Source organism: Anderseniella sp. Alg231-50 (assembly GCF_900149695.1).
In the GTDB taxonomy this organism is placed as follows: Bacteria; Pseudomonadota; Alphaproteobacteria; order Rhizobiales; family Aestuariivirgaceae; genus Anderseniella.
Window position 1 is genome coordinate 1,845,895 of record NZ_LT703003.1, and the last position, 23,865, is coordinate 1,869,759.

Annotated in this window: 24 protein-coding genes; 17 read left to right on the plus strand and 7 right to left on the minus strand. The window is 60.0% G+C overall.

All coding sequences use genetic code 11. The features are described from left to right. Window position 1 precedes the first annotated feature (1 nt). Genes DHN55_RS08650 through DHN55_RS08665 form a run of 4 tightly spaced genes read left to right on the plus strand, consistent with a single transcriptional unit; the run spans window position 2 to window position 3,097 of the window. Window positions 2-1,078, plus strand: coding sequence for an ATP-binding cassette domain-containing protein (locus tag DHN55_RS08650; protein WP_108880895.1), 1,077 nt, complete (start codon window positions 2-4; stop codon window positions 1,076-1,078). Further along, a complete protein-coding gene (locus DHN55_RS08655) occupies window positions 1,075-1,938 on the plus strand; it encodes an ABC transporter permease subunit (RefSeq protein WP_108880896.1) in 864 nt (287 codons plus the stop codon). The genes DHN55_RS08650 and DHN55_RS08655 overlap by 4 nt, the downstream gene beginning before the upstream one ends. Continuing rightward, window positions 1,938-2,738, plus strand: coding sequence for an ABC transporter permease subunit (locus tag DHN55_RS08660; protein ID WP_108880897.1), 801 nt, complete (start codon window positions 1,938-1,940; stop codon window positions 2,736-2,738). Before DHN55_RS08655 ends, DHN55_RS08660 begins: the two co-directional genes overlap by 1 nt. Window positions 2,739-2,770: 32 nt before the next feature. Next, window positions 2,771-3,097, plus strand: coding sequence for a DUF2160 family membrane protein (locus DHN55_RS08665; protein ID WP_108880898.1), 327 nt, complete (start codon window positions 2,771-2,773; stop codon window positions 3,095-3,097). An 8-nt stretch (window positions 3,098-3,105) separates the two neighbouring features. On the opposite strand, the gene DHN55_RS08670 is transcribed toward DHN55_RS08665, so the two are convergent. After that, on the minus strand, window positions 3,106-4,056 hold the full coding sequence (locus DHN55_RS08670) for an EamA family transporter (protein ID WP_108880899.1): 951 nt from the start codon (window positions 4,054-4,056) through the stop codon (window positions 3,106-3,108). A 178-nt stretch (window positions 4,057-4,234) separates the two neighbouring features. On the opposite strand from DHN55_RS08670, the gene DHN55_RS08675 reads away from it, so the two are divergent. Next, complete coding sequence (locus tag DHN55_RS08675) at window positions 4,235-5,581, plus strand: 8-oxoguanine deaminase (RefSeq protein ID WP_108881791.1); 1,347 nt, start codon at window positions 4,235-4,237, stop codon at window positions 5,579-5,581. A 75-nt stretch (window positions 5,582-5,656) separates the two neighbouring features. Here the strand turns inward: DHN55_RS08675 and DHN55_RS08680 are convergent, their stop codons facing one another. Next, window positions 5,657-6,163 carry a hypothetical protein gene (locus tag DHN55_RS08680; protein ID WP_108880900.1) on the minus strand — a complete coding sequence of 169 codons (507 nt, stop codon included), beginning with the start codon at window positions 6,161-6,163 and terminating at the stop codon, window positions 5,657-5,659. Window positions 6,164-6,438: 275 nt separating this feature from the next. Between DHN55_RS08680 and DHN55_RS08685 the strand changes: the two genes are divergently transcribed. The 4 genes from DHN55_RS08685 (at window position 6,439) to DHN55_RS08700 (ending at window position 9,516) form a co-directional block, all read left to right on the plus strand. Further along, a complete protein-coding gene (locus tag DHN55_RS08685; RefSeq protein ID WP_108880901.1) occupies window positions 6,439-6,894 on the plus strand; it encodes a YHS domain-containing (seleno)protein in 456 nt (151 codons plus the stop codon). A gap of 292 nt (window positions 6,895-7,186) precedes the next feature. Continuing rightward, entirely contained in the window at window positions 7,187-7,603 is a 417-nt protein-coding gene (locus DHN55_RS08690; RefSeq protein ID WP_108880902.1) for a nuclear transport factor 2 family protein, read from the plus strand. 115 nt (window positions 7,604-7,718) lie between these two features. After that, a complete protein-coding gene (locus DHN55_RS08695; protein WP_337660067.1) occupies window positions 7,719-8,249 on the plus strand; it encodes a hypothetical protein in 531 nt (176 codons plus the stop codon). A gap of 394 nt (window positions 8,250-8,643) precedes the next feature. Beyond that, window positions 8,644-9,516 carry a DMT family transporter gene (locus DHN55_RS08700; RefSeq protein ID WP_337660246.1) on the plus strand — a complete coding sequence of 291 codons (873 nt, stop codon included), beginning with the start codon at window positions 8,644-8,646 and terminating at the stop codon, window positions 9,514-9,516. 189 nt (window positions 9,517-9,705) lie between these two features. Here the strand turns inward: DHN55_RS08700 and DHN55_RS08705 are convergent, their stop codons facing one another. Continuing rightward, a complete protein-coding gene (locus DHN55_RS08705; protein ID WP_337660068.1) occupies window positions 9,706-10,257 on the minus strand; it encodes an isochorismatase family protein in 552 nt (183 codons plus the stop codon). A gap of 8 nt (window positions 10,258-10,265) precedes the next feature. Beyond that, window positions 10,266-11,126 carry a HalD/BesD family halogenase gene (locus tag DHN55_RS08710; protein ID WP_108880905.1) on the minus strand — a complete coding sequence of 287 codons (861 nt, stop codon included), beginning with the start codon at window positions 11,124-11,126 and terminating at the stop codon, window positions 10,266-10,268. Between the two features lie 129 nt (window positions 11,127-11,255). Between DHN55_RS08710 and DHN55_RS08715 the strand changes: the two genes are divergently transcribed. Then, a complete protein-coding gene (locus DHN55_RS08715) occupies window positions 11,256-12,125 on the plus strand; it encodes a LysR family transcriptional regulator (RefSeq protein ID WP_108880906.1) in 870 nt (289 codons plus the stop codon). A gap of 225 nt (window positions 12,126-12,350) precedes the next feature. On the opposite strand, the gene DHN55_RS08720 is transcribed toward DHN55_RS08715, so the two are convergent. The 3 genes from DHN55_RS08720 to puuE are packed head-to-tail and all read right to left on the minus strand — an operon-like array spanning window position 12,351 to window position 15,087. Then, window positions 12,351-12,848, minus strand: a complete 498-nt coding sequence (locus DHN55_RS08720; RefSeq protein WP_108880907.1) for an ureidoglycolate lyase — start codon at window positions 12,846-12,848, stop codon at window positions 12,351-12,353. After that, window positions 12,845-13,675 (minus strand): bifunctional allantoicase/(S)-ureidoglycine aminohydrolase, encoded by an 831-nt coding sequence (locus DHN55_RS08725; RefSeq protein ID WP_108880908.1) that lies wholly within the window; start codon window positions 13,673-13,675, stop codon window positions 12,845-12,847. The genes DHN55_RS08720 and DHN55_RS08725 overlap by 4 nt, the downstream gene beginning before the upstream one ends. Next, window positions 13,672-15,087, minus strand: a complete 1,416-nt coding sequence (puuE, locus tag DHN55_RS08730; protein WP_108880909.1) for an allantoinase PuuE — start codon at window positions 15,085-15,087, stop codon at window positions 13,672-13,674. The genes DHN55_RS08725 and puuE overlap by 4 nt, the downstream gene beginning before the upstream one ends. 179 nt (window positions 15,088-15,266) lie before the next feature. Here puuE and uraH point away from each other — a divergent pair, with 179 nt between their 5' ends. From uraH to DHN55_RS08765, 7 genes are read left to right on the plus strand one after another with little or no spacing between them, the layout of a single operon-like run. Beyond that, window positions 15,267-15,626: a hydroxyisourate hydrolase gene (uraH, locus tag DHN55_RS08735; protein WP_108880910.1), complete on the plus strand. Its 360-nt coding sequence runs from the start codon at window positions 15,267-15,269 to the stop codon at window positions 15,624-15,626. A 5-nt stretch (window positions 15,627-15,631) separates the two neighbouring features. After that, on the plus strand, window positions 15,632-17,104 hold the full coding sequence (xdhA, locus tag DHN55_RS08740) for a xanthine dehydrogenase small subunit (protein WP_108880911.1): 1,473 nt from the start codon (window positions 15,632-15,634) through the stop codon (window positions 17,102-17,104). Beyond that, window positions 17,101-19,425 carry a xanthine dehydrogenase molybdopterin binding subunit gene (xdhB, locus tag DHN55_RS08745; RefSeq protein WP_108880912.1) on the plus strand — a complete coding sequence of 775 codons (2,325 nt, stop codon included), beginning with the start codon at window positions 17,101-17,103 and terminating at the stop codon, window positions 19,423-19,425. The genes xdhA and xdhB overlap by 4 nt, the downstream gene beginning before the upstream one ends. A 3-nt stretch (window positions 19,426-19,428) precedes the next feature. Continuing rightward, entirely contained in the window at window positions 19,429-20,295 is an 867-nt protein-coding gene (gene xdhC, locus DHN55_RS08750) for a xanthine dehydrogenase accessory protein XdhC (RefSeq protein WP_108880913.1), read from the plus strand. Then, the gene (locus DHN55_RS08755; protein ID WP_108880914.1) at window positions 20,292-21,851 is read left to right on the plus strand and encodes an ATP-binding cassette domain-containing protein; all 1,560 of its coding nucleotides are present in this window, start codon (window positions 20,292-20,294) and stop codon (window positions 21,849-21,851) included. The genes xdhC and DHN55_RS08755 overlap by 4 nt, the downstream gene beginning before the upstream one ends. Beyond that, window positions 21,841-22,923, plus strand: a complete 1,083-nt coding sequence (locus DHN55_RS08760) for an ABC transporter permease subunit (RefSeq protein WP_108880915.1) — start codon at window positions 21,841-21,843, stop codon at window positions 22,921-22,923. The genes DHN55_RS08755 and DHN55_RS08760 overlap by 11 nt, the downstream gene beginning before the upstream one ends. Then, the gene (locus DHN55_RS08765; protein WP_108880916.1) at window positions 22,920-23,843 is read left to right on the plus strand and encodes an ABC transporter permease subunit; all 924 of its coding nucleotides are present in this window, start codon (window positions 22,920-22,922) and stop codon (window positions 23,841-23,843) included. The genes DHN55_RS08760 and DHN55_RS08765 overlap by 4 nt, the downstream gene beginning before the upstream one ends. Window positions 23,844-23,865 lie beyond the last annotated feature (22 nt).

Below are 23,865 nucleotides of genomic sequence, written 5' to 3' on the forward strand. Positions count from 1 at the left end.
CATGGCCCGGATAACCCTTAAAAACCTCAAACATGCTTACATGCCGAACCCGGTGAACGACGAAGACTGGGCGTTGAAGGAGCTCAATCTGGACTGGGACGACGGCGGGGCCTATGCGCTGCTGGGTCCGTCGGGGTGCGGCAAGACAACCCTGCTCAACCTGATCTCCGGCCTGCTGACACCGTCGCACGGCAGCATCCTGTTCGATGACCAGGACGTCACCGGCCTGCCGCCGGAGCAGCGCAAGATCGCGCAGGTTTTCCAGTTTCCCGTCGTCTACGATACCATGACCGTTTACGACAACCTGGCGTTTCCGTTGCGCAACCGCGGCGTCGACGAGGCAACCGTGGACAAGCGGGTGCGCGAGGTGGCGGAGATGAACGACCTTACCGCGACGCTCGGAAATCGCGCGTCCGGGCTGACGGCTGACGGCAAGCAGAAGATCTCGCTGGGCCGCGGGCTGGTGCGCACCGATGTCAACGCCATCCTGTTCGACGAACCGCTGACGGTGATCGACCCGCACCTGAAATTCCAGCTGCGGTCGAAGCTGAAGGAACTGCACACACGGGTTCCCAACACGATGATCTACGTGACCCACGACCAGACCGAGGCGATCACCTTTGCCGACAAGGTGGTGGTGATGAACGTCGGCGAGGTCGTGCAGGTCGGCACGCCCAAGGAACTGTTTGAAGAACCGCACCATACCTTTGTCGGACACTTCATCGGATCGCCGGGCATGAACGTGCTGGCATGCGAGGTGAAAAACGGTCACGCCTATATTGCCGGCAAGAGGATTGCCACGGCGAACAAGGCTGTTGCCAAGGCCGGTAAATCGGAAATCGGCGTGCGGCCCGAGTTCGTGAAATTTGCCCGGCAGGGCCTTGAGGCACGCGTGGTGAAAGTTTCCGATGCGGGCCGGTTTTCCGTCGTGGAGGCCGACAGCGCCGGTGGCCGGATCAGGCTGCTGGTGGAAGAGGGCGGCACGATCCCGTCGGAGTCCGCCCATCTCGAATTCGACCCCGCAGCGACCCGGATCTACAGCGACGGATGGCTGGCGGGCCGGGAGGGTCAGCCATGAACAAGACCGTCAACCAGAAAGCCTGGTTCTTCGTCGCGCCGGTTCTCATCCTGGTGGCCTTCAACGCCATCGTGCCGCTGATGACCGTTGTCAATTACTCGGTCCAGGAAACCTTTGGCGACAACGTGTTCTTCTGGGCGGGACTGCGCTGGTTCGAGGAAATCCTGCGCTCGCCGCGTTTCCATGATGCGCTTGGCCGCCAGCTGTTTTTCACCGGCACCATCCTGGCCATCGAAGTGCCGCTGGGCGTCATCATCGCGCTTGCCATGCCTCGAAAGGGCCCGTGGGTCTCGGTCTGCCTGGTGCTGATGGCCATGCCGTTGCTGATCCCGTGGAACGTGGTCGGCGCCATGTGGAACATTTTCGGCCTGCCGGAGCTTGGCCTGCTCGGCAAGACGCTGAATACCCTGGGCTTCGACTACAACTATACCCGCCAGCCCGGCGATGCCTGGTTCACGCTCATCCTGATGGATGTGTGGCACTGGACCTCGTTGGTGGTGCTGCTGGCCTATGCAGGGCTGGTGTCGATCCCCGACGCCTATTACCAGGCCGCGCGCATTGACGGGGCAAGCTCGTGGGCGATCTTCCGCTACATCCAGTTGCCCAAGATGAAGCGGGTGCTGACCATTGCGGTCCTGCTGCGCTTCATGGACTCGTTCAACATCTATACCGAGCCATCGGTGCTGACCGGCGGCGGCCCCGGCAATTCGACGACGTTGTTGTCCATCGACCTGGTGAAGATCGCGCTAGGCCAGTTTGACCTCGGACCGGCGGCTGCCATGTCGTTGATCTACTTCCTGGTGATCCTGTTGTTCAGCTGGATTTTCTACACGGTAATGACCAGAGGGGAGGAACAGTGATGGCAAGAGTCAAGTGGCTGATCCCGACGATTTACATCATCTTCCTGATGCTGCCGATCTACTGGCTGGTGTCGATGTCGTTCAAGACCACCAATGAAATCCTCGGCTCGTTCACCCTGTGGCCGCAGAATTTCACGCTGGAGAACTACCGCACGATCTTCACCGACCCGACCTGGTACAACGGCTATATCAACTCGATCATCTACGTGACCATCAACACGGTGCTGTCGGTGACGGTGGCGCTGCCTGCGGCCTATGCATTTTCACGCTATCGCTTCCTGGGCGACAAGCACCTGTTCTTCTGGCTGCTCACCAACCGCATGGCGCCGGCTGCGGTGTTCGCCCTGCCGTTCTTCCAGCTTTATTCGGCAATCGGCATTTTTGATACCCACCTGGCCGTGGCGCTGGCGCATACCCTGTTCAATATCCCGCTGGCGGTGTGGATCCTGGAAGGCTTCATGTCGGGCGTACCGAAGCAGCTTGATGAAACTGCCTATGTGGACGGGTACTCGTTCCCGGCGTTCTTCGTGAAGATATTCGTGCCCACCATCGCTGCCGGGGTCGGCGTGGCGGCGTTCTTCTGCTTCATGTTCTCCTGGGTGGAATTGCTGCTGGCCAAGACACTGACGGCGGTTGCGGCCAAGCCGATTGCGGCGACCATGACCAAGACGGCCTCGTCGTCGGGCTATGAACTCGGGCTGCTGGCGGCAGCCGGGACGCTGACCATCATACCTGGCGCGATCGTGATCTACTTCGTGCGCAATTACATCGCCAAGGGCTTTGCCCTGGGCCGGGTTTAGACGCAGGCGAACCGGAAAGGACATAAACCGCGATGGAAGATGTTGTCATGTTCTCCGCCAAGTGGTGGACCCTGCCGCTGGGCAAGACCTGGATGGCGTGGACACCGGCCACGGCCAGCTTCTTCCTGTTCATCGTGCTGGCCATAACGGTCATGGGCGTGTGGGAATACTATCGTCCCGGCGGCGATCCGCGCCGCGGCGTGTTTGCCATAGACACGACCCGCGGCGACCGGCTGTTCATCTCGCTGCTGGGCAGCGCCTTCATCTTCATCGCCTGGCTGTTTTTCATCGGCTCGCCGCTGTGGTGGCCGATGGGCATTGCGGTTTTGTGGTTCGTGTTCGTGTTCCGGTATGTGTGAGCCGGATATTATCTCAATGCCCGATTGAGATCAGCCTCGCGCAGCCGGCTCTCCTTGCGTTCGCGCCATGCAACGTAGCAGCCGGACCCGGCAATCATGGCCATGCCGGTGAATGACAGCAGGTCGGGAACGTCGCCCCACATCACCACGCCCCAGAAGGTTGCAAAGATCAGGTAGGAATAGTCGAACGGCGCCAGCCAGCTCGATTCGGCGCTCTGGTAGGCCTTGGCCAGGCTGATGTTGGCGGTCAGGTTGAGCATCGAGCACACCACGATGAGGGCGGCTATTTCCAGCGCCAGCGGGTTCCAGCCGACAAACAGATAAGGCCAGCTGGCAGCCAGTTCCGCAGGCTTCAGTGTCTCCATGGTTGCCAGTCCCAGTGCGCCAACCGTCACGAACGCCACCGACACGCCCAGCGCCAGGGTGGCAGGGCTTTCTTCCCGGCACAGTTTCCGGGTGGTCAGCACGGTGGCGGCGTAGAACAGGCCGGCCAGGACCGGGACCAGCGATACCCACTGGAACGAGGCCGATGCCGGTTTGAGAATGAGAAGCGTCCCTGCAAATCCCGCCACCACCGCGGCGATGCGGCGCGGGCCGACACGCTCGCCCAGGATCACGGCGGACAGCACGGCGACAAACAGCGGAAACACATACAGGCCTGCTGCAACCTCCGACAGGCTGAGAAACGGAATGGCACCAAAGAAGCTGAGCATGGCGCCGACCAGAAAGCCGCTGCGCAGCGCCACCGTCCAGAACCGTTTCGGCCAGACCGAGGCATTGCCCCAGATGAAGCGCGACAGCACGAACAGCATGGTGAGATTGCAAAGGGCGCGCAGTGTCTGGAACTGCCACAACGACACGTCGGCGCTGGCCAGCTTGACCAGGGAATCCTGCAGGGCGAGCATGCACAGGGCGCTCACCATCAGTGACGCGGCCAAAGCGGGACGATCCTCAGACATGTAAACCCGTCTCCAACACGACGTTGCGGAAACTGTGACTAGAGCAGTAATGGGCCACCGCGATCAAGCATTGAGCGGTGCAGGCCGTGCACGCCACCCATGTGTGTCGCGCAGGCACTGTCAAGCGATGCCGGATTTCCGCTTGTATGATTGCCGGTCGCCAATGCACGATGTGCCCATGACGAAACTGCAGATAATCAATGCCGATGTGGTTGTGACGATGGATGCCGGGCGGCACGAAATTGCCGGTGGCACCATCCTGATTGAAGATGGTGCGATTGTCTCCGTGAGTGCGTCCGGCCAAGGCCAGATTTGCGACGAGACAATCGATGCGCGCGGATGCGTGGTGACACCGGGCCTGGTCAACACCCATCATCACCTGTTCCAGACACTGACCCGGGCCGTGCCGGCCGGTCAGGACGCACTGCTGTTCGACTGGCTCAGGGCGCTGTACCCGGTCTGGGCGCGGATGCAGCCGGAAGACATGTTTGTTTCAACGCAACTTGGCCTGGCCGAACTGGCCCTGTCCGGCTGCACCATGAGTTCGGATCATCTCTACATCTTCCCCAACGGCGTCAGGCTGGAGGACACTATTGATGCAGCGGCAACAGTGGGCGTGCGGTTCCACCCGACGCGCGGTGCGATGAGCGTGGGTGAAAGCGACGGCGGCCTGCCGCCGGACACGCTGGTCGAAAACGAACGGGACATTGTGGAGGATTTCATCCGTGTGGTGGATGCCCTTCATGATCCGTCGGACGGCGCCATGGTGCGTGTCGGCCTGGCGCCATGCTCGCCGTTCTCTGTCAGCACCGACCTGATGAAGGAGGCGGCAGCACTGGCGCGCGACAAGCAAGTCATGCTGCACACCCATCTGGCCGAGAACGACGAGGACATTGCCTATTCGCTTGAGAATTTCGGCTGCCGGCCGGGCCAGTATGCCGAGGACCTCGGCTGGACCGGCGACCATGTCTGGCACGCCCATTGTGTCAAGCTGGACGAGCAGGAAATCGACCTGTTTGCGAAAACCAGAACCGGCGTTGCCCATTGCCCGTGCTCCAACTGCCGTCTTGGCTCCGGCATTGCGCCGGTGCGCGAGATGCGCGATGAGGGCGTGCGGGTGGCGCTGGGGGTGGACGGGTCGGCCAGCAATGATGCAGGCCACCTGCTGTCGGAGGCGCGCCAGGCCATGCTGCTGCAGCGGGTCAGGCACGGGGCCAATGCATTTGCCGCGCGCGAAGCCCTGGAGATCGCCACACTGGGCGGCGCAACCGTGCTGGGGCGGGCTAACGAACTGGGCTCAATCGAGCCGGGCAAGCGCGCCGATATCGCCATCTGGGATGTATCAGGTCTGGAGGCGGCAGGGGCCTGGGACCCGGTGGCGGCGCTTCTGTTGTGCGGTCCGCTTAAGGTGCGCGACCTGCTGGTCGAGGGCAGGCGGGTGGTCAGTGGCGGCGAGTTGACAGGCGTTGATGCGCGGAAGATTGCGGAGCACGCGCACAAGCGCGTTGCGAGGCTGATGTCCTAGACAGTTCCCACACTTCTCCCGCAAATGCTCAAGGCATATGCGGGAGAAGTGGTCGTAAGTGATCGGTGTCTCGTGTTACGGCTTGCCGGCGACGCACTTTGACAGTTGTGCATAGCGGGAGATCTGTTCTGCCGCCATTGCTTTTTTCGTGGCGCCCATGCACCAGTTTTTGTGCGCGGCAAACTTGAGTTGCCAGGCATTGCCGGTGTAGCCGCACTTCTTCACCAGGTTGGTGTTCTGCTGCTGTATCGCTGCCTGTGCATACTTGTTGCATTGTGCAGCCGTCGGCTTGCCGCCCGTGGCATTGCAGCTGTTGAGCGATTTCTTGCGGGCGCGGTCTTCGGTTGTCAGCATGGCCATGGTGACACTCTGCGTGCTGCACCAGGCGTGATGTTTCTTGAAATTGGTGCTCCAGCGCCCGCCCTTGAAGCCGCAACCCTTGTTCTTGGCCGCGTATGCGTCGGACACCGCGAACGATGCATAGTTGTCGCAATTGTGCTGCGGGCCTGCGTTGGCAGCGCCTGCGCCAAGGATCAGCAGCGTGGCAGCCGCGAAAATGGCGGTCTGGTTGAACCTGGTCATGGCGTTTCCTGTTGTTGTTTGTTTGCCGGTTGACCCCCATAAACACTTTGCTGCCCGAACGTAATCTTAACGAGCCGTTCATGCGCCGTTCAAGTGGCAGTTGGGCGCTTCGCCGATGGCTGGCTGCCATCCCGACCCCGACAAAACGGCATCCGGCCTATCTTGAGACAGGCGATAACAAAACCATCAAGATGCCGTGAGTGTCATTACTTTTGCCCAACTGAACCGCTAGTAACCTCTGTCAGTCTTTTGCAAATCGATTAGGAGAGCATCCCATGCGACATTTAAAAACCCTGGTTGCCGTGCTGGCTCTGGTCCTGGCCCAGTTCGCCCTGACCCCGGCGTGGGCCGACAAGGCGCCGATCTACCAGAGCGGCTCCGGCACGGCGATCGACGGCACCGACCCGACCAGCTATTTCACTGAAGGCCGCCCGGTCGCAGGCGATAAAGGTATCACCCACAAATGGAACGGCGCCACGTGGCGCTTCACCAGCACGGAAAACCGCGACCGCTTTGCCGCGGCACCGGAAAAGTATGCGCCCCAGTTTGGCGGCTATTGCGCCTGGGCCGTGTCGCAGGGCTACACCGCCTCGACAGTTCCGGAAGCCTGGTCCATCGTCGATGGCAAGCTGTACCTGAACTACAGCAAGTCGGTACAGAAAAACTGGGAAAAGGATGTGCCCGGTCACATCACCTCGGCCGACAAGAACTGGCCCAAGGTGTTGAAATAAGTTTGCCTGTTTGCATTTGAATGCCGTGCCAACCCGTTGGGTTGGCCGGTAGCCGATTGATGTTTCTCCCATGGCAGGGGCTTGTGAGCGCAAGCTTGCGGAGCCGGCGCTGAAGCGTGTCGCAAGGCTGATGCCGTCTGCGCAAGACAGATCGATGAACTTCCCTTGCAGATTTTCATATTCTTGACCTAGCGTTACTTAACGTGCGTTACTTGAATTTCCCCGGGAATGCAGAATGCATGTTTGTGCTTCTGTAATTCCGGGCCAGGTCACCAAATGCCGGAGCTAGCCAATGGCAAGTGAAAATCCAAATGTCACTATCTTGCAGAACGTTTATTCCAAATGGCACAAAACGAAAGGCGATCCGTCTGTTGTGCTCGAAATTCTAGCTGATGAGATTCGCTGGGGATCAGCGGCAGATGGCAAGCCCGGGATGGACTTTGCAAAAAAGCGTGCCAGCAAGGAAGAAGTTGCCGGTTACTTCCAGGAACTGGTGAATGAGTGGTCGATGGAGTTTTTTCACGTCAATGAGATGGTGGCGCAGGGAGGCCGTGTCGTGGTTCTGTGCGAATGCTCCTGGACCAACAAACGAACCGGAAAATCCATAACACTCCCGAAAGTGGATGTCTGGTATCTCGAGAACGGGGTAGCAACTGAATTCATGGAGTATTTCGACACACACGCTGCTGTGGAGGCGGCGACGGCCTAGAACCCTGGTTGCCGTGTCGGCATTGCTCCTGGCCCAATTGATCTTGCCTTATAGTCAATGCTGTTTCTCAGATAGATCGCCGCCTGAAAATGCTCACATGAATGAGGCTCACTCCATGCTGGAACAACTGTCGTACATCGCACAGATTGCCGGATTTGCTGTGGCATCGCTGGTTGGAATAGTGGCACTGCTTCAATTTAGAAAATCGATCGCACACCGACGTCGGGAGTTTGCGGTAAGTGTTGTGCGTGAGTGGGACGCCGGAGTTTCAGAACTGACGAAACCGGCAACAGAGTTTGTTCGTGCCAACAACGACAATCTGGATCTTTTGACGGCGTTAAAGCAATCTCAGGACTTGCAGCTGTCGGGCGAAAAACACCGGTCCGAGGTATATGGGTTCTTAGTCAACGAGAATGGGGTCATTCCCGGTGTCGAAGCCAATCGACTCAGGACCGAACTTGTTCGGTATCTGAACGTTCTCGAGAGCACCGCACAGCAATATTTAGAACGTAAACTTGACAGAAGTTATATCCACGGTCAGTTGGGTACACAAAAGATCGAAGATTTGCTGCCATTTATGGACTTGTACTCCAAGGAGTCCTGGGAGCAGTTAAGGCTCATGCACGAACTGCGAAAATCCAAATAGAGCGCGTTGGGCGCGGAATGAGTTCCGTGGCTTCTGCCGCATTGCTGAATTTCATCCGCAATCCAGCGAATGTCCGTAATCCGCCCGATGTGCGTGCAGTCGCTTCCGGCGCTTAGCGGACCTCCAGCAGTCCACAATTTCGACATACCAATTTCCCCGAAACGGACCTTCATGCACAATGCAGCATAAAAGCATGTCCCTTTATCAGTTGCGACGGCGATATCAGACTTCGGTGTAAAACAGACGTAACCCGTCGCAGACCTTGGTCTGGGGGGCATCATCCTGTGTTACTGCTGGAGTTGATGTTCCCTTCGACCAACCGACCCCATCGGCTCGCACCCCGATGACCGCTCTACCCGAAACCCTGCCGCAACCCTCACGACGTGCCTGGGCGATGGGGCTTATGATCGTCAGCTCCGTCGGCATCAGCTTTGGTGGGCTGGTGATCCGCGCGATCGAAACAGCGGATGTTTGGCAGATCAATTTCTACCGCTCGATTGCGCTAGTAGTCGTGGTCGCGCTGATCATGTCGCTGCGCCACGGCCGCGCCGCTATGACTCGCACCCGCGGCATCGGGCGCCCCGGCCTGTTGGCAGGCGTTATGCTGGCTGGAGCTGGAATTTGCTTTCTGCAGTCGATTACGAACACCACTGTCGCAAACACGCTTTTCATGCTGAGCGCCATCCCATTTTTCACTGCCGCGCTAGCTCGAGTGTTTTTGGGCGAGCGGTTGATGCGCACGACCGTGATGGCAATGTGCGCCGCCGCTGTCGGGATCGTGGTAATGGTCTCGGGCGGGATCGGTGCGGGATCGCTTTATGGAAACATGATGGGTCTTCTCACAGCGTTCTGTTTCTCGTGCTACACGATCATCGTGCGCCACCACCGCGGGATCGAGATGCTGCCGGCGCTGATGGTGTCAGGCTGTGCCATCATCGTGATATCGCTGGTGCTGCGTTGGGGCGATTTGGCAATCCCGCTAGGCGACATACTGTATTGCTTTCTGTTAGGAGGCATCCTGTCGGGGCTGGCCAACTCGCTGTTCATCGCCGCCTCAAAACATCTCGCCGCCGCTGAGCTAACATTGTTCATGTTGCTGGAGTTTGCCCTCGGCCCCGTCTGGGTTTGGCTGTTTATCGCTGAAACTCCGACAAGAGCGACGATTGCTGGCGGTGCAATCGTGATTGGCTCAGTGGCTATACGCGCCGGGCTGGAACTGACCAGCAACCGAAAGCGTCGTAAAGCTGGTATCCAGCCGCCGCTCTGATCGCAAATGACATTCGTCCCAATCAGTTAGTTCGAGGACGGCCCATAGCGGGCCTTCGTGTTTCGCGCAGCGGAAGGTGGCTTTGAGCCCAAACTGCAAGGCTTCTGCAACGCAGCCAAGGCCCGGATTGAAACGTCGGGCTGGCATCAAGCTGGCGACGCATGACATGCAGTTGGCAGCTGATGAGAGTTACATCGACAGAATGTCTTTCGTGCTCTTCACAGCAGCAATTTCGCCTTCAAGCGTCGCCATGCTGACCGAGTGTATCTGCTCCGCCGTATGCGACACTCCATCCGGCCCTTTAATGCCATAAGTCCAGACCGCATCGGCTGCATAGATTGGTTGAAACCCCAGATCAGCCGCGCTGCGGGTGGTCGATTCTACGCAGTGATTGGCGGTTGCGCCGCACAGGATGACACGCTCGACACCGGCTTCTTGAAGAATACTCTGCAATGGCGTCCCCACAAACCCGCTACTGCCGGTTTTGATGACGACAGGCTCACCCGGTAATGGGCTTGCAACCGGCTGAACCGCAGAACCGGGAGCGTTGGGATGAAACGGATCATCGGATTCGGTGCCGTTGTGATGGATATGAACAACCGTGCCCCCCGAGAGACGGTACTTTTCCAGAAGCGAAGCGATGTTGTCCTCTGCCCCGGGGCAGGATCGTTCCGTGCCAGAGGCATCATCGTGGGCCAGCGCCATCTGCACATCGATCACCAGCAATGCTGTTTTCATCATTCTCGTCCTTATGCGGTTGCCTTGGCCTTGCGACTGGCCAGTATGTTGTTCACCCGCTTGCCATAAATACGGACATTGATTTCGTCATCGATCACCCGGCCAGGCTGTTCGTCATAGGTCAGGATGGCTGAAATGCGCGGGCGGCTACCTTCCACCTTTGTCACGCCATGCAGCGAATAGCCGCCACGGAACAAGGTAAAGGTACCTGCCTCCCGTGAGAATGTCTGCGCCTGAGACATGTCCCCGGCCAATAGTTGGTCCACCGCCTTGCTGTCTTCGCTCTCGTCGGTACGGGAATTGGGAAGAAAAGCAAACTCGCCGCCTTCTTCAGCGGCCTGCAGCAGCAAAGTCACGGTGCATTCGGTCGTATCGTAGTGCCAGGCGTGCCAGCTATCGGGATGCAGGGCGACGACATTGAGCGCCTGGAACTCATCAGCGCAGCGGTAGAGCTGGTCTTTTCTCTGAACCCGGCGCACGAAGTTCGTCAGGATATCTGAGCGATAGAGCTGTTTGAGCTGTGTTTCGGCGGGTATCTGATCGTCTGCGAGTTGGACGGCAATGTGGGTGAATTCTCTCCGTCGCGGGTCATCTTCAGGTAGCGAGGGATCAATAGCGCCCTGATAGATGTTGCGTTTGACATGCAGCACTTCGGCGGTCGGCAAGAGATCATTGGCCTCGGTGTTCAACCGTTCAAGAGCATCGGCACGAACAAACCCGCCCAGATTGCACCAGCCGCGATCTTCCATGTTGCGCTGGCATTCCGTCAAGAATTGCGCACCTGCCGTGCTGCCCAAATCCGCTATTGGATAGCGGTCGAGGTCAATCAGATCCAAGGCGATGTCGTGTCGGGCTTGGTTGACGTTGGTCACGATGAACTCCTGTGGCAGCGACCCAGGTGGTCAGGGGATGGTGATATCCAAGACACTATGCAGAGAACGTCTGACCAGATAAAACGAAATAAAAAGCACTCATGAACCAAAATTACTTATGGTTGAATTATGCATCACAACCTGAACCTCAACTGGCTGCGCAGTTTCGAAGCGGCCGCACGGTTGCTGAGCTTCACTGCGGCCAGCCGTGAGATTGGCCTTACGCAAACTGCCGTCAGTCAACACATCAAGGCGCTTGAGACGCAACTCGGTGACAAACTTTTTCTACGCCGCCCCAAAAGCCTGCACTTGACCGATGTGGGCAAAGCCTACCTGCTGACGGTGCGCGAGGCGCTGGATACTATCGAGATGTCGACCACTGGGCTGTTTGGGCCGCGCCAGGCTCGCACGATCACTTTGCGTGCCTCGATGGCGTTCATCATGTGGGTTTCGCCTAAACTGGACGGTTTCCTGCGGGACCATCCCTGTATCAGTATCAAACTGGTGACCTCCATCTGGAAGAATCCGTCTGACCAACACCCCGTCGATGTCGATATCATCCTTGCCCCGAAAGGGCATGCAAGATCGGATCTGGAACTACTGTCGGATGAAACGATTGTACCTATTTTCAGTGCCACGTCCGACCGCAAGATAACAACTCCCCGGGACTTGCTGCGGCAGCCCCCAATTCACATCATGGGTTTCGACGACCATTGGGCGCGATACCTTTCCGCCCAGGCATTGAAGCCGGCAGGCTCTGGCGGACGTTTGATCACTGACACCTCAACCGCCGCAATCGAAATGGTTGCCGCAGGTCTGGGCTGCGCCGTGATCATTGAACGATTTGCGCAAGCGGCGATCGAGACCGGACAGAAAGTTCGTATCGTTGGCGAACCGATAGCATTGGGACAGTCACACTATCTTATGCGAACTGAACGACGCGCTGCTGTGCAAGCACAAGTAGAAGCGTTTGAATCGTGGCTTCGGCACCAATTCTGAGTTCTTTTCTGAACACAGATGTCGCAGGATTGTTCGAACCGGACATTGTGTTTCATTGACCTAATGGCAGCAAAGGCCGCATTGCTGCCGTTCATGCGGTCCGCTGCGAAGGTCAGCTTGCCGCCCTTTCGAGACTTTCAAAAAACTCCAGCCTTGGCCACTTTGTCCGGACAGCAACCGCTCGCAGAATTTAGTGACAATTGGCCAGACCCAAGGGTTTTGACCTTATGTTTCGCAGATTAGCCAAGGCTCCTCGAAGACATACTCCTCCAGATTGCCGCCTTCTCCAATACGGTCCACCACCCCAAACAGCGCGTCGTCCACCAGCGGTGTCAGCACCCCGTGCCAGGTGTTGCAGTGGTAGTTCACACCCTGTCCGACGCTGGTCAGGAAGGCCAGCGGCGTGCCCGGCACGCCATCATGGTCAGGTGCGACGATGACCATGAACGGGTCGGCGGACATCGGGATAAAGGCCTGGGAGCCGAGCGGGTGGCGTTCCATCATGTCCAGGGTGTAGGGCAGGGTTCTCGCTTTGGAGCGGAACAGGCTTATGCCGGGGCGGGCGTCCTTGCCGGTGAAGTCGAGGTTGGCCAGGTCGTGGAAGCGGCCGCACTGGCCGGCGTTGATGATCTTGTCGGGCTCGCCTGTTGCTTCCAGCACATCGCCGAAGGGTGCAAAGGCTTTCGCGGTCAACGGCTGCAGCGTGATGCGGCGGTCGCTCATCTGCCTGCCTTCAGCGTCATGTGGCGGTTGACATCCTTGTAGAGCAGATAGCGGAACTTGCCCGGGCCGCCGGCATAGCATGCCTGCGGGCAGAAGGCGCGCAGCCACATGAAGTCGCCGGCCTCGACCTCGACCCAGTCCTCGTTGAGCCGGTAGACCGCCTTGCCCTGAAGCACATAAAGCCCGTGTTCCATGACATGGGTTTCCAGGAACGGGATCACCGCGCCGGGCTCGAAGGTGACGATGTTGACGTGCATGTCATGGCGGACATCGTCCGGATCGACGAAGCGACTGGTCGCCCATTTGCCATCCGTGCCGGGCATGGCGATGGGCGTCACGTCGTGATCGCTGGTCACGAAGGCTTCGGGTACATCGACGCCTTCGACTTTTTCATAGGCCTTGCGGATCCAGTGGAAGCGCACTGGCGCCTTCGATGTGTTGTGCACCTGCCAGTCACTACCGGGCGGAATGTAGGCATAGCCGCCGGATGTCAGTGTGTGTCCGGTACCGCCTATGGTCAGGGACAATTCGCCGTCCACCACGAACAGCACGGCCTGCGCGCCCGCTTCGGTTTCCGGTGTGTCGCTGCCGCCACCGGGCTCAACTTCCGCGATATATTGCGAGAAGGTTTCGGCAAAACCCGACATTGGCCGGGCCAGCACCCAGAACCGTGCGCCTGCCCAGTGCGGCAGGTTGCTGGTCACGATATCGCTCATCACGCCCTTGGGGATAAATGCGTAAGCCGGTTTGAACACGGCGCGCCCGTCAATCAACTGGCTCTGCGGCGGCAGGCCACCGGTCGGGGCATAATAGGTGGGATCGGTCATGGCAGCATGTCCTTCAGACGCAAAAGTGCAATACGTTCAACCTGCCGGCAGGCCTCGGCGAACTCCACATCGGGTTCATGGGAAATCCGCTGCTCGAAAGCTTCAAGTATGCGGGCCTTGTCCAGTCCCTTGACCGCGATAATGAACGGGAAGCCGAAACGGTCGACATAGTCGGTATTGAGTTTTATAAAACGCTCGCGCTCTTCATCGGTCAGGGCATCCAGCCCGGCGCCCGCCTGCTCGCGGGTGGACTCCGCCGTCAGCCGTTTTGCAGCGGCCAGCTTGCCGGCCAGGTCGGGATGGGCGTTGAGCACGTCGAGCCGGTCCTGCCTGCGGGCCAGCCGGAACTGGGTGCGCAAGGCGGCATGCAGGCCGTCTGCGGTATTGTTGGCAGGGCCAAGGTCGGCATCCCAGGCGCGCTCGGCAATCCAGGGCGAGTGCTCGAACACGCCGCCATAGCTGCCGACGAAGGTCTTGCGGTCCATGAGGCATGGCTCATCGGCGGGTGGCGGGGCGGGGTGATGTTTGTGCCAGTGGTCGGCGATTTCAATACGCCGGGCAAACCACACCCTGTCGTGGGATTTGGCATAGTCGATGAAGCGTTTCAGCGCGGCGATCCGGCCCGGACGCCCGGCCAGGCGGCAGTGCAGCCCGATATTCATCATTTTCGGCGCGCCTTCGACGCCTTCGGCATGCAATACGTCGAATGAGTCCTTCAGGTAGGCAAAGAACTGGTCGCCGGAATTAAATCCCTGCGGCGTGGCAAAGCGCATGTCGTTTGCGTCCAGCGTATAGGGGATGACCAACTGGTCGCGCCCGGTGTGGCGGCGCCAGTAGGGCAGGTCATCGGCATAGCTGTCCGACACATAGTCGAAACCGCCTTCCTCGGTGACAAGGTCGACGGTGTTGGTGGAACAGCGCCCGGTATACCAGCCGCGCGGACGTTCGCCGGTGACCGCAGCGTGCAATCTTATGGTTTCATCCAGGTGGGCCTGCTCGTCGGCCTTTGAGAAATCCTTGTAGTCGATCCATTTCAGGCCATGGCTGGCGATCTCCCAGTCAGCCTCCTGCATGGCGGCCACCTGTGCGGGCGAGCGCGCGAGCGCGGTCGCCACGCCATAGACGGTGACGGGCACGGCGGCCGTTGTGAACAGCCGGTGCAGCCGCCAGAAACCGGCTCGCGCGCCATATTCATAGATGGATTCCATGTTCCAGTGGCGCATGCCCGGCCACGGCGTGCCGCCGACGATTTCCGACAGAAACGCCTCGGATGCCGCGTCGCCATGGGCAATGCAGTTCTCGCCGCCTTCTTCATAGTTCAGGACAATCTGTATGGCGATGGCGGCATCACCCGGCCACTTTACAGTCGGCGGGATGGCTCCGTAGCCAAGAAGATCGCGGTCATAGGTCATTTATGCGCTCCAGGGGTCGCCTCGACATCACAAGTGATTACAGTTGTATAGAAAAGAAATAGGCTGCATTTTCAACTTTTTCTTGAAAGAGATATATTGCCTGAACACTACCCCCGCCGCCGCGATGGCTTGATAGTCAGTGATTAAGCCCCGCCAAAAGGGGACAGGAGGAAACGAGCATGAATGCCGCCACAAGCGCCGGGCGAATAACCACCCATGTGCTGGACACTGCCGCCGGAAAACCGGCCGCGGGCCTGAAGATCGATTTTTATCGTCTCGACGGTACTGCCCGCGAGCTGATCAAATCGGTTGCGACCAATGACGACGGGCGCTGCGACGAACCGCTGCTGGCGGGTGATGCGATGTTTGCAGGTGTGTTCGAACTGGTGTTCCATGTGGGCGACTATCTGGGCCGGACCGATGAAGTGTCCTTCCTTGACCAGGTGCCGGTGCGGTTCGGCATTGCTGATCCCGCGTCTCACTATCACGTGCCATTGCTGGTATCGCCGTTCGGTTATTCCACCTACAGGGGAAGTTGACAGACATGGCGCAAGTTCGAAATTCCATCCGTTTCCTGCTCAACGACCGGCAAGTCGATCTCGACACGGTCGCAGCTCCGGATACGCTTTTGGATTTCCTGCGCCTGGAACAGCGTCTGTGCGGCAGCAAGGAAGGCTGCGCCGAGGGTGACTGCGGCGCCTGCACGGTGCTGGTCGGCAGGCTTGCCGATGGTGACCTGAAATACGAAACCGTGAATGCCTGCATCCGCTTCGTCGGCTCTCTCGATGCCTGTCACGTGGTGACCATCGAACACCTGCGAGGAGTGGACGGGGCGCTGCATCCGGTGCAGCAGGCCATGGTCGACATGCACGGTAGCCAGTGTGGCTTCTGCACACCGGGCATCGTCATGTCGCTGTATGCGCTGTGGATGGCAAATACCACGCCGTCCAATGCCGACATCGAAACAGCGCTGCAGGGAAACCTGTGCCGGTGCACCGGTTATGAAGCGATCATCCGGGCCGCGGTTGCCGCGGCTTCCGCAGGCGGGCAAGCCCAGGATGTGCTGGTCAGCGAACGCGACAAGGTTGTGGAAACCCTGCAGGGCCTCGCGGACGGCGCGCGGGTCGAGATGGAGCAGGGCGATGACCGGTTCTTCGTACCGGCCTCGGTGGCAGATCTGGCCGTGCTGCGGGCGGAACACCCGGCCTCAACTATTGTGGCCGGTGCCACCGATGTAGGCCTGTGGGTTACCAAGTTCATGCGCGGAATCACGCCTGCCATCTTCATCTCCCATCTCGATGAGCTGCACCGTATCGAGCAAACCGATACCGGCCTGACCATCGGCGCCTGTGTCACCTATACGGAATTCCAGGACGCGGTGGCCAAACATTTTCCGCAGATTGCAGGTTACTGGAACCGGATCGGCGGCGAGCAGGTGCGCAATATGGGCACCGTCGGCGGCAATGTCGCCAACGGGTCGCCGATCGGTGACACACCGCCTGTGCTGATTGGGCTGGGCGCCAGCGTGACACTGCGCAAGGGCATAGAGCAGCGCACGGTGCCGGTTGAGGATTTCTTCATCGACTATGGCAAGCAGGACCGGCAGGAAGGTGATTTCGTGGAGGCGCTGCACATCCCGTTTCCCGGCGAAGACTGTTCGTTCGCTGCCTACAAGGTGTCGAAGCGGCGGGACGAGGATATTTCCTCGGTGGCGGCCGCATTTCATATCCGCATCGCCGACGGCAAGGTCGCCGAAGCGGTGATTGCCTATGGCGGCATGGCGGCGACGCCGAAACGGGCCAAAACGGTCGAGAGCCTGCTCACAGGCAAACCATGGTCGGCCGAAACGATTGCAGAAGCGGAAGCCGGTTTCGCGGATGACTTTACCCCGATCGGCGACTGGCGGGCATCGGCGGAGTACCGGACGCTGGTCGCGCGCAAGCTGCTGACCCGGTTCCTGCTTGAAACCACGCAGGGCGCCAACGAAACCATGCTCCGGCGCGAGGCGGTGGCATGACACAGCAAACCCAGATCATCGGCGGCGTGCACGTGGACCAGCGCCATGATTCCGCGCACAAGCATGTCACGGGCCGGGCCGACTACATCGACGACATGGCTGCGCCTGAAGGCCTGCTGCATGCCTATCTCGGCCTGTCCACGGTCGCCCATGGCGATATCGAGGCCATGGACCTGTCGGCTGTGCTCGCCGCGCCCGGTGTGGTCGGGGTGCTGACGGCGGACGACATTCCCGGCCATAACGATGTCAGCCCCACCGGCAAGCAGGACGATCCGGTATTTGCACAGACAGTGGAGTTTCACGGCCAGCCGATCTTTGCGGTGGTGGCCGAGACCCGGGCAGCGGCACGCAATGCCGCCGCGCTGGCGAAGGTCGACTACAACGCGAAACCGCATTTCACCGACGTGGCCGATGCCCGCTCGGCCGACTATCCTCTGGTGACCGAACCGCTCACGCTCAAGCGTGGCGATGCCGCCAAGGCCCTGGAAGCCGCAACCCGGCGTATCCGGGGCGAAATGCGGGTCGGCGGGCAGGACCATTTCTACCTTGAAGGCCATATCGCCATGGCGATCCCCGGCGAGGATGACGAGGTCACCGTGTTTTCGTCCACCCAGCATCCAAGCGAAGTACAGCACATGGTGGGCCATGTCCTGGCGGTTCCGTCCAATGCGGTCACGGTGAATGTGCGGCGCATGGGCGGTGCGTTCGGCGGCAAGGAAACCCAGTCCAACCTGTTTGCGGCAGTGGCCGCGCTGGCGGCGAAGCAATATGGCCGGGCCGTCAAGATCAGGCCGGACCGGGACGACGACATGGTTGCCACCGGCAAGCGGCACGACTTCCTGGTGGAGTATGATGTCGGCTTTGATGACGCCGGGCTTATTTCCGGCGTGAACGCAAACTTTGCCGCGCGCTGCGGCAACTCCGCCGACCTGTCGGGCCCGGTGACGGACCGGACACTGTTCCATGCCGACAATTGCTATTACTTCGACAACGTCCTGCTGCAGTCGCAACCCCTGAAGACCAATACGGTGTCCAATACCGCGTTTCGCGGTTTCGGCGGGCCGCAGGGCATGGTGGGCGGCGAGCGTATAATCGAGGAAATCGCCTATGCCCTCGGCAAGGACCCGCTGGACATCCGCAAGGCCAATTTCTATGGCGGCGAAGGGCGCAACATAACGCCGTATCACCAGCAGGTGGACGACAACATCATTGCCCGTCTGGTGGAAGAACTGGAAGCCTCCAGCCAATACGCGGCTCGGCGCGAGGCCATCCTGGCGTTCAATGCGAAGAAAGGCGTGATCCGCAAGGGCATCGCGCTGACACCGGTCAAGTTCGGCATCTCGTTCACCGCCACCTGGTACAACCAGGCGGGCGCTCTGGTCCATGTCTATACCGACGGATCGGTTCACCTGAACCATGGCGGCACTGAAATGGGGCAGGGTCTGAATACCAAGGTCGCCCAGGTGCTGGCCGACGAGTTCCAGATCGACCTCAACCATGTGAAAATCACTGCCACCAACACCGGCAAGGTGCCAAACACGTCTGCCACCGCGGCGTCGTCGGGATCTGACCTCAACGGCATGGCCGCGGCCAACGCCGCCCAGCAGATCAAGGCGCGGTTGGTGGACTTCGCCTGCGAGACCCATGGTGTGACACCGGACCAGGTGGCGTTCGAACCCAATGTCGTGCTGGTCGGCAACCAGCGCATCCCGTTTCCCGATTTCATCCGCTCTGCCTACATGGCGCGGGTGCAGCTGTCGGCGGCGGGCTTTTACAAGACACCGGATATCCATTGGGACCGGGAAGCCGGCAAGGGCCGCCCGTTCTACTATTTCGCCTATGGCGCTGCCGTGTCGGAAGTCAGTATCGATACCCTGACCGGCGAGTACCAGGTCGACCGGGTCGATATCCTGCATGATGCGGGCCGCTCGCTTAACCCGGCACTTGATATCGGCCAGATCGAAGGCGGTTTCGTGCAGGGCATGGGCTGGCTGACGACGGAAGAACTGTGGTGGGACACCGACGGCCGACTGCGCACCCATGCCCCGTCTACCTACAAGATTCCGCTGGCATCGGACCGGCCGCGCATATTCAATGTTGCCCTGGCCGACTGGTCGGAAAACCGGGAGATGACCATCCGGCGCTCAAAGGCCGTCGGCGAGCCGCCGTTCATGCTGGCGATCTCGGTGCTTGAGGCATTGTCCATGGCGGTGGCGTCGGCGGCGGATTACAGGATTTGTCCGAAACTTGATTGCCCGGCAACGCCTGAACGCGTGCTGTTGGCGTTCGAGCGGCTGGCGCGTGAATCTGGAGGGACATGAACCATGTACCGTTATCGTCATGACATCTGGTTGTTTGCCCACGGCGGCGGACCGTTCGTGCTGGTGAATGTGGATACCGCAGCAGGCTCTGCGCCGCGTGACGCGGGCACATGGATGCTGGTGTCGCCGAAGCGGATTTTCAGGACAATCGGCGGCGGCCAGCTGGAAAAGCTGGCGATAGACAAGGCGCGCGACCTGATCGCCTCCGGCGGCAACAAACCGGTTCATCTGAAAGTCCCGCTGGGACCGGAGATCGGGCAGTGCTGCGGCGGATCCGTCGGGGTGTCGCTGCAGTTGCTCGGCGAAGCTGAAATCGACCGGATCGCAGGTGGGCTGGAGGAAGAACTTGCCGGCCTGCCGCACGTCTATGTTTTCGGCGCCGGGCATGTCGGCAATGCCCTGTGTGAAGCATTGAGCCTGTTGCCGGTGCAGCCGGTTCTCATCGATACCCGGCACGAAGAACTGCAAACCGCGCCGCCGGGCATCGAGACACGGCTGGTTGCAATGCCGGAAAGTGTCGTTCGCAAGGCGGTGCCGGGCAGTGCCTATGTCATCCTGACCCACGAACATTCGCTGGACTTCCTGATTGCCAGGGAAGCACTGGCGCGCAGCGACGTGGCCTATGTCGGCATGATCGGCTCGAAGACCAAGCTTGCATCGTTCCGCAACTGGATCAGGCGCGATGCGGGCGAGACGGTCGACACTGAACGCCTGGTATGCCCGATCGGCGGTGGGCGGTTACGCGACAAGCGGCCGGAGGTTATTGCAGCACTGGTGGCGGCTGAGCTGGTGGAGCATTTGAGTGCTGCAAAGGCAGGGGATGCTGTGCAAGCATCGGCACAACTGAAGATTGTGGGAGGGGATACATGAGCGACGAGATCAAGCATCGTATCGAACTGAATGGTATCACCAAGGCGTTTCCCGGCGTTCTGGCCAATGATGCCGTGAGCTTCAAGGTGGAGCCGGGCGAAATTCACGCCCTGCTGGGTGAAAACGGCGCCGGCAAATCGACGCTGGTGAAAATGATCTACGGCATCATGCAACCCGACGCCGGCGAAATTGTCTGGGACGGCGAGCCCGTCATGGTCGCCAACCCGAAGGCCGCCCGCAAGATGGGTGTCGGCATGGTGTTCCAGCACTTCTCGCTGTTTGAGGCAATGACCGTGCTGGAGAACATCGCGCTGGGCATGGACGGTTCCATCTCGCAGTCCAGCCTGGAGGAAAAAATCCGCGAGGTGCTGCACACCTACGACCTGAAACTTGATCCGCATCGCGTGGTCAGCACGCTCAGCGTCGGCGAACGCCAGCGCATCGAGATCGTGCGTGCCCTGCTGCTCGAACCGCAGCTCCTGATCATGGATGAACCGACATCGGTGCTGACGCCGCAGGAAGTGGCGCAGCTGTTTGAAACCTTGCGCAGGTTGTCGAAGACCGGCTGTTCGATCCTTTATATTTCTCACAAGCTGCACGAGATCAGGGACCTGTGTGATGCAGCAACCATCCTGCGCGGCGGCAAGGTCGTGGGCGAGTGCGATCCACGCGAGGAAACACCAAAATCCATGGCCGAGATGATGATCGGCGGCAACCTCAAGCAGATCAGCAAGGCCGCAAGTCGTGAGTTCGGCGAGGACAGATTTGTCGCCGACGGGCTGACCATTGCAGGCGAAGGCGATTTCGGCGTGGCGCTGGACGACATCTGTTTCGCGGTACGGGCAGGCGAAATTTTCGGCATCGCCGGTGTCGCCGGCAACGGGCAGAATGAACTGCTGCTGGCGCTGAGCGGTGAAAAGCCGTCATCTCCGGCAAACGCCATCCGGCTGGACAGTCACGCAATCGCTGAAATGAATGCGGTGGGCCGCCGGAGCCTGGGGCTTTGCGCCGTGCCGGAAGAACGCAACGGTCATGGCGCGGTCGTGGATTTCAGCCTGACTGACAACACTATCCTGACCGCCCGCGACCGCATGGAACTGGCCAGGAACGGCATTGTACACGGCGGGGCGGCCACGACCTTTGCAGGGCAGATCATCGATGATTTCTCGGTCATGACGACCGGGCCGGGATCGCTGGCAGGTTCGCTGTCGGGCGGCAATCTGCAAAAATTCATCATGGGCCGGGAGATACTGCAAAAACCGGAAGTCCTGATCGTGTCGCAGCCGACCTGGGGTGTTGATGCCGGTGCTGCGGCAGCCATTCACCAGGCGCTCGTTGACCTGGCGGAAAACGGTTCGGCCATCCTGGTGATTTCCCAGGACCTCGACGAACTGCTGGCACTCAGTGATCGCCTGGCGGTGATCAATGAAGGCCGGCTGTCGAAAACACTGAAGGTTGGCGAGGCGTCCATCGATGAAATCGGCCTGCTGATGGGCGGTGTGCACGGTGACCCGTTTGCAACAGCGGAAATGACGGAGGCGGTCCATGCTCATTGAACTGGAAAAACGTAAAGAACCCAGCAAGGCAATGCTGTACCTGGCACCGGTGATCGCCGTTGCCGCAACCATGCTGGCAGGTGCCATCATCTTCTCCCTCATCGGCCATGACGGGTTTGGCGCGGTGCGCAAGATATTCCTGTCGCCGCTGCTGGACAGCTATAAATGGCAGGACCTCGGCGTGAAGGCAGCGCCGCTGATCCTGATCGGGGTCGGGCTGGCAATCGGGTTCAGGGCCAATGTCTGGAATATCGGGGCAGAGGGCCAGTACATCATGGGCGGCCTGGCCGGCACCGGCGTGGCGCTGGCGACATGGGGCATGACCGGGTGGTGGATCCTGCCTCTTATGTGCATCGCCGGCATTGCCGGTGGTGCAGCCTATGCAGGTATTCCGGCATTCCTGAAGACCAGGCTCAATGTGAACGAGATCCTGTCCAGCCTGATGCTGACCTATGTGGCGATACAGGTGCTGTATTACCTTATGCGCGGACCGTGGAAGGACCCGCAAGGGTTCAACTTCCCGCAGACGCGGCTGTTCACCGATGACCAGATTTTGCCGACCGTCATACCGAACACCGTGGTTCATCTCGGCGTGCCGCTGGCGTTCCTGGTGGCGATTGCCGCATGGTTCGTGATGTCGCGGTCGGTCTTCGGGTTCCAGATCCGCGTTGTCGGTGCCGCACCTGCTGCCGCGCGCTATGGCGGTTTCAATACCAACAAGACGATCTGGGCCGCACTCCTGGCCGGCGGCGGGCTGGCGGGTTTTGCCGGTATTCTGGAGGCGGCCGGGCCGTTCGGCCAGATGGTCCCGCAGTTTCCGACCCAATACGGGTTCACAGCGATTATTGTTGCCTTCCTCGGCCGGCTGCATCCCATAGGCATCATTTTTGCGGGCATCATACTGGCGGTTACATATGTCGGCGGTGAGCTTGCACAATCGTCCATCGGACTGCCTGCCGCCGCGACCGGCGTGTTCCAGGCCATGATGCTGTTCTTCCTGCTGGCGACAGATGTGCTGGTGAAGTACCGCGTCAAGTTTGCCTCAGCCGTCAAAGCAGGAGACCCAGCATGACTGATTCACTCCTAATCCCGATCATCATGACCATTGTGGGGGCCGCGACGCCAATCCTGCTGGCCGCCCTTGGCGAACTGGTCGTCGAGAAAAGTGGCGTCCTGAACCTGGGTGTCGAGGGCATGATGCTGATCGGCGCGGTCACCGGATTTGCGGTTACCGCGACCACCGGTTATGCGCCTCTCGGCGTTGTCGCTGCCATGATCGCGGCAGCGGCGTCAGCCGGGCTGTTTGGCTTTCTGACCCTCACGCTGACTGCCAACCAGGTGGCGACCGGCCTGGCCCTGACCATTTTCGGTATCGGCCTGTCGGCGTTGGCAGGGGAAAACTATGTCGGCCAGACCGTTGATGTGTTCGGCTCGGTATTTCCAGCCGCACTGTCAGAACATCCGGTATTGCGGGTGATCTTCGGCTACAGCCCGCTGGTCTATGTGTCGTTGCTGCTGGTTGCCGCTGTGAGCTGGTTCCTGCGCAAGAGCAGGGGCGGGCTGATATTGCGGGCGGTCGGCGAGTCCGACCTGTCGGCACACTCCATCGGCTACTCGGTTATCGGCGTGCGCTACATGGCGGTGCTGTTCGGCGGCGCCATGGCCGGCATTGCCGGTTGTTTCTATTCGCTGGTGCTGACGCCCATGTGGGCTGAACAGCTTACCGCCGGGCGCGGCTGGATCGCGCTGGCGCTGGTGGTGTTTGCCGGCTGGCGGCCCATGCGGCTGTTGCTGGGCGCCTACCTGTTCGGTGCCGTCATGACACTGGAACTGCACGCTAAGGCTGCCGGGTTCTCGCTTGTTGCGCCTGAATTCCTGGCTGCCATGCCGTACCTCGCCACCATTGCGGTGCTGGCGATCATATCTGCGCGAAAGGCCGGAAAGTCTCTCGCGCCCGCCTGCCTTGGCAAACCGTTCAAGCCAAGTTCGTAACAATAAGTACCAAAGGAACTAA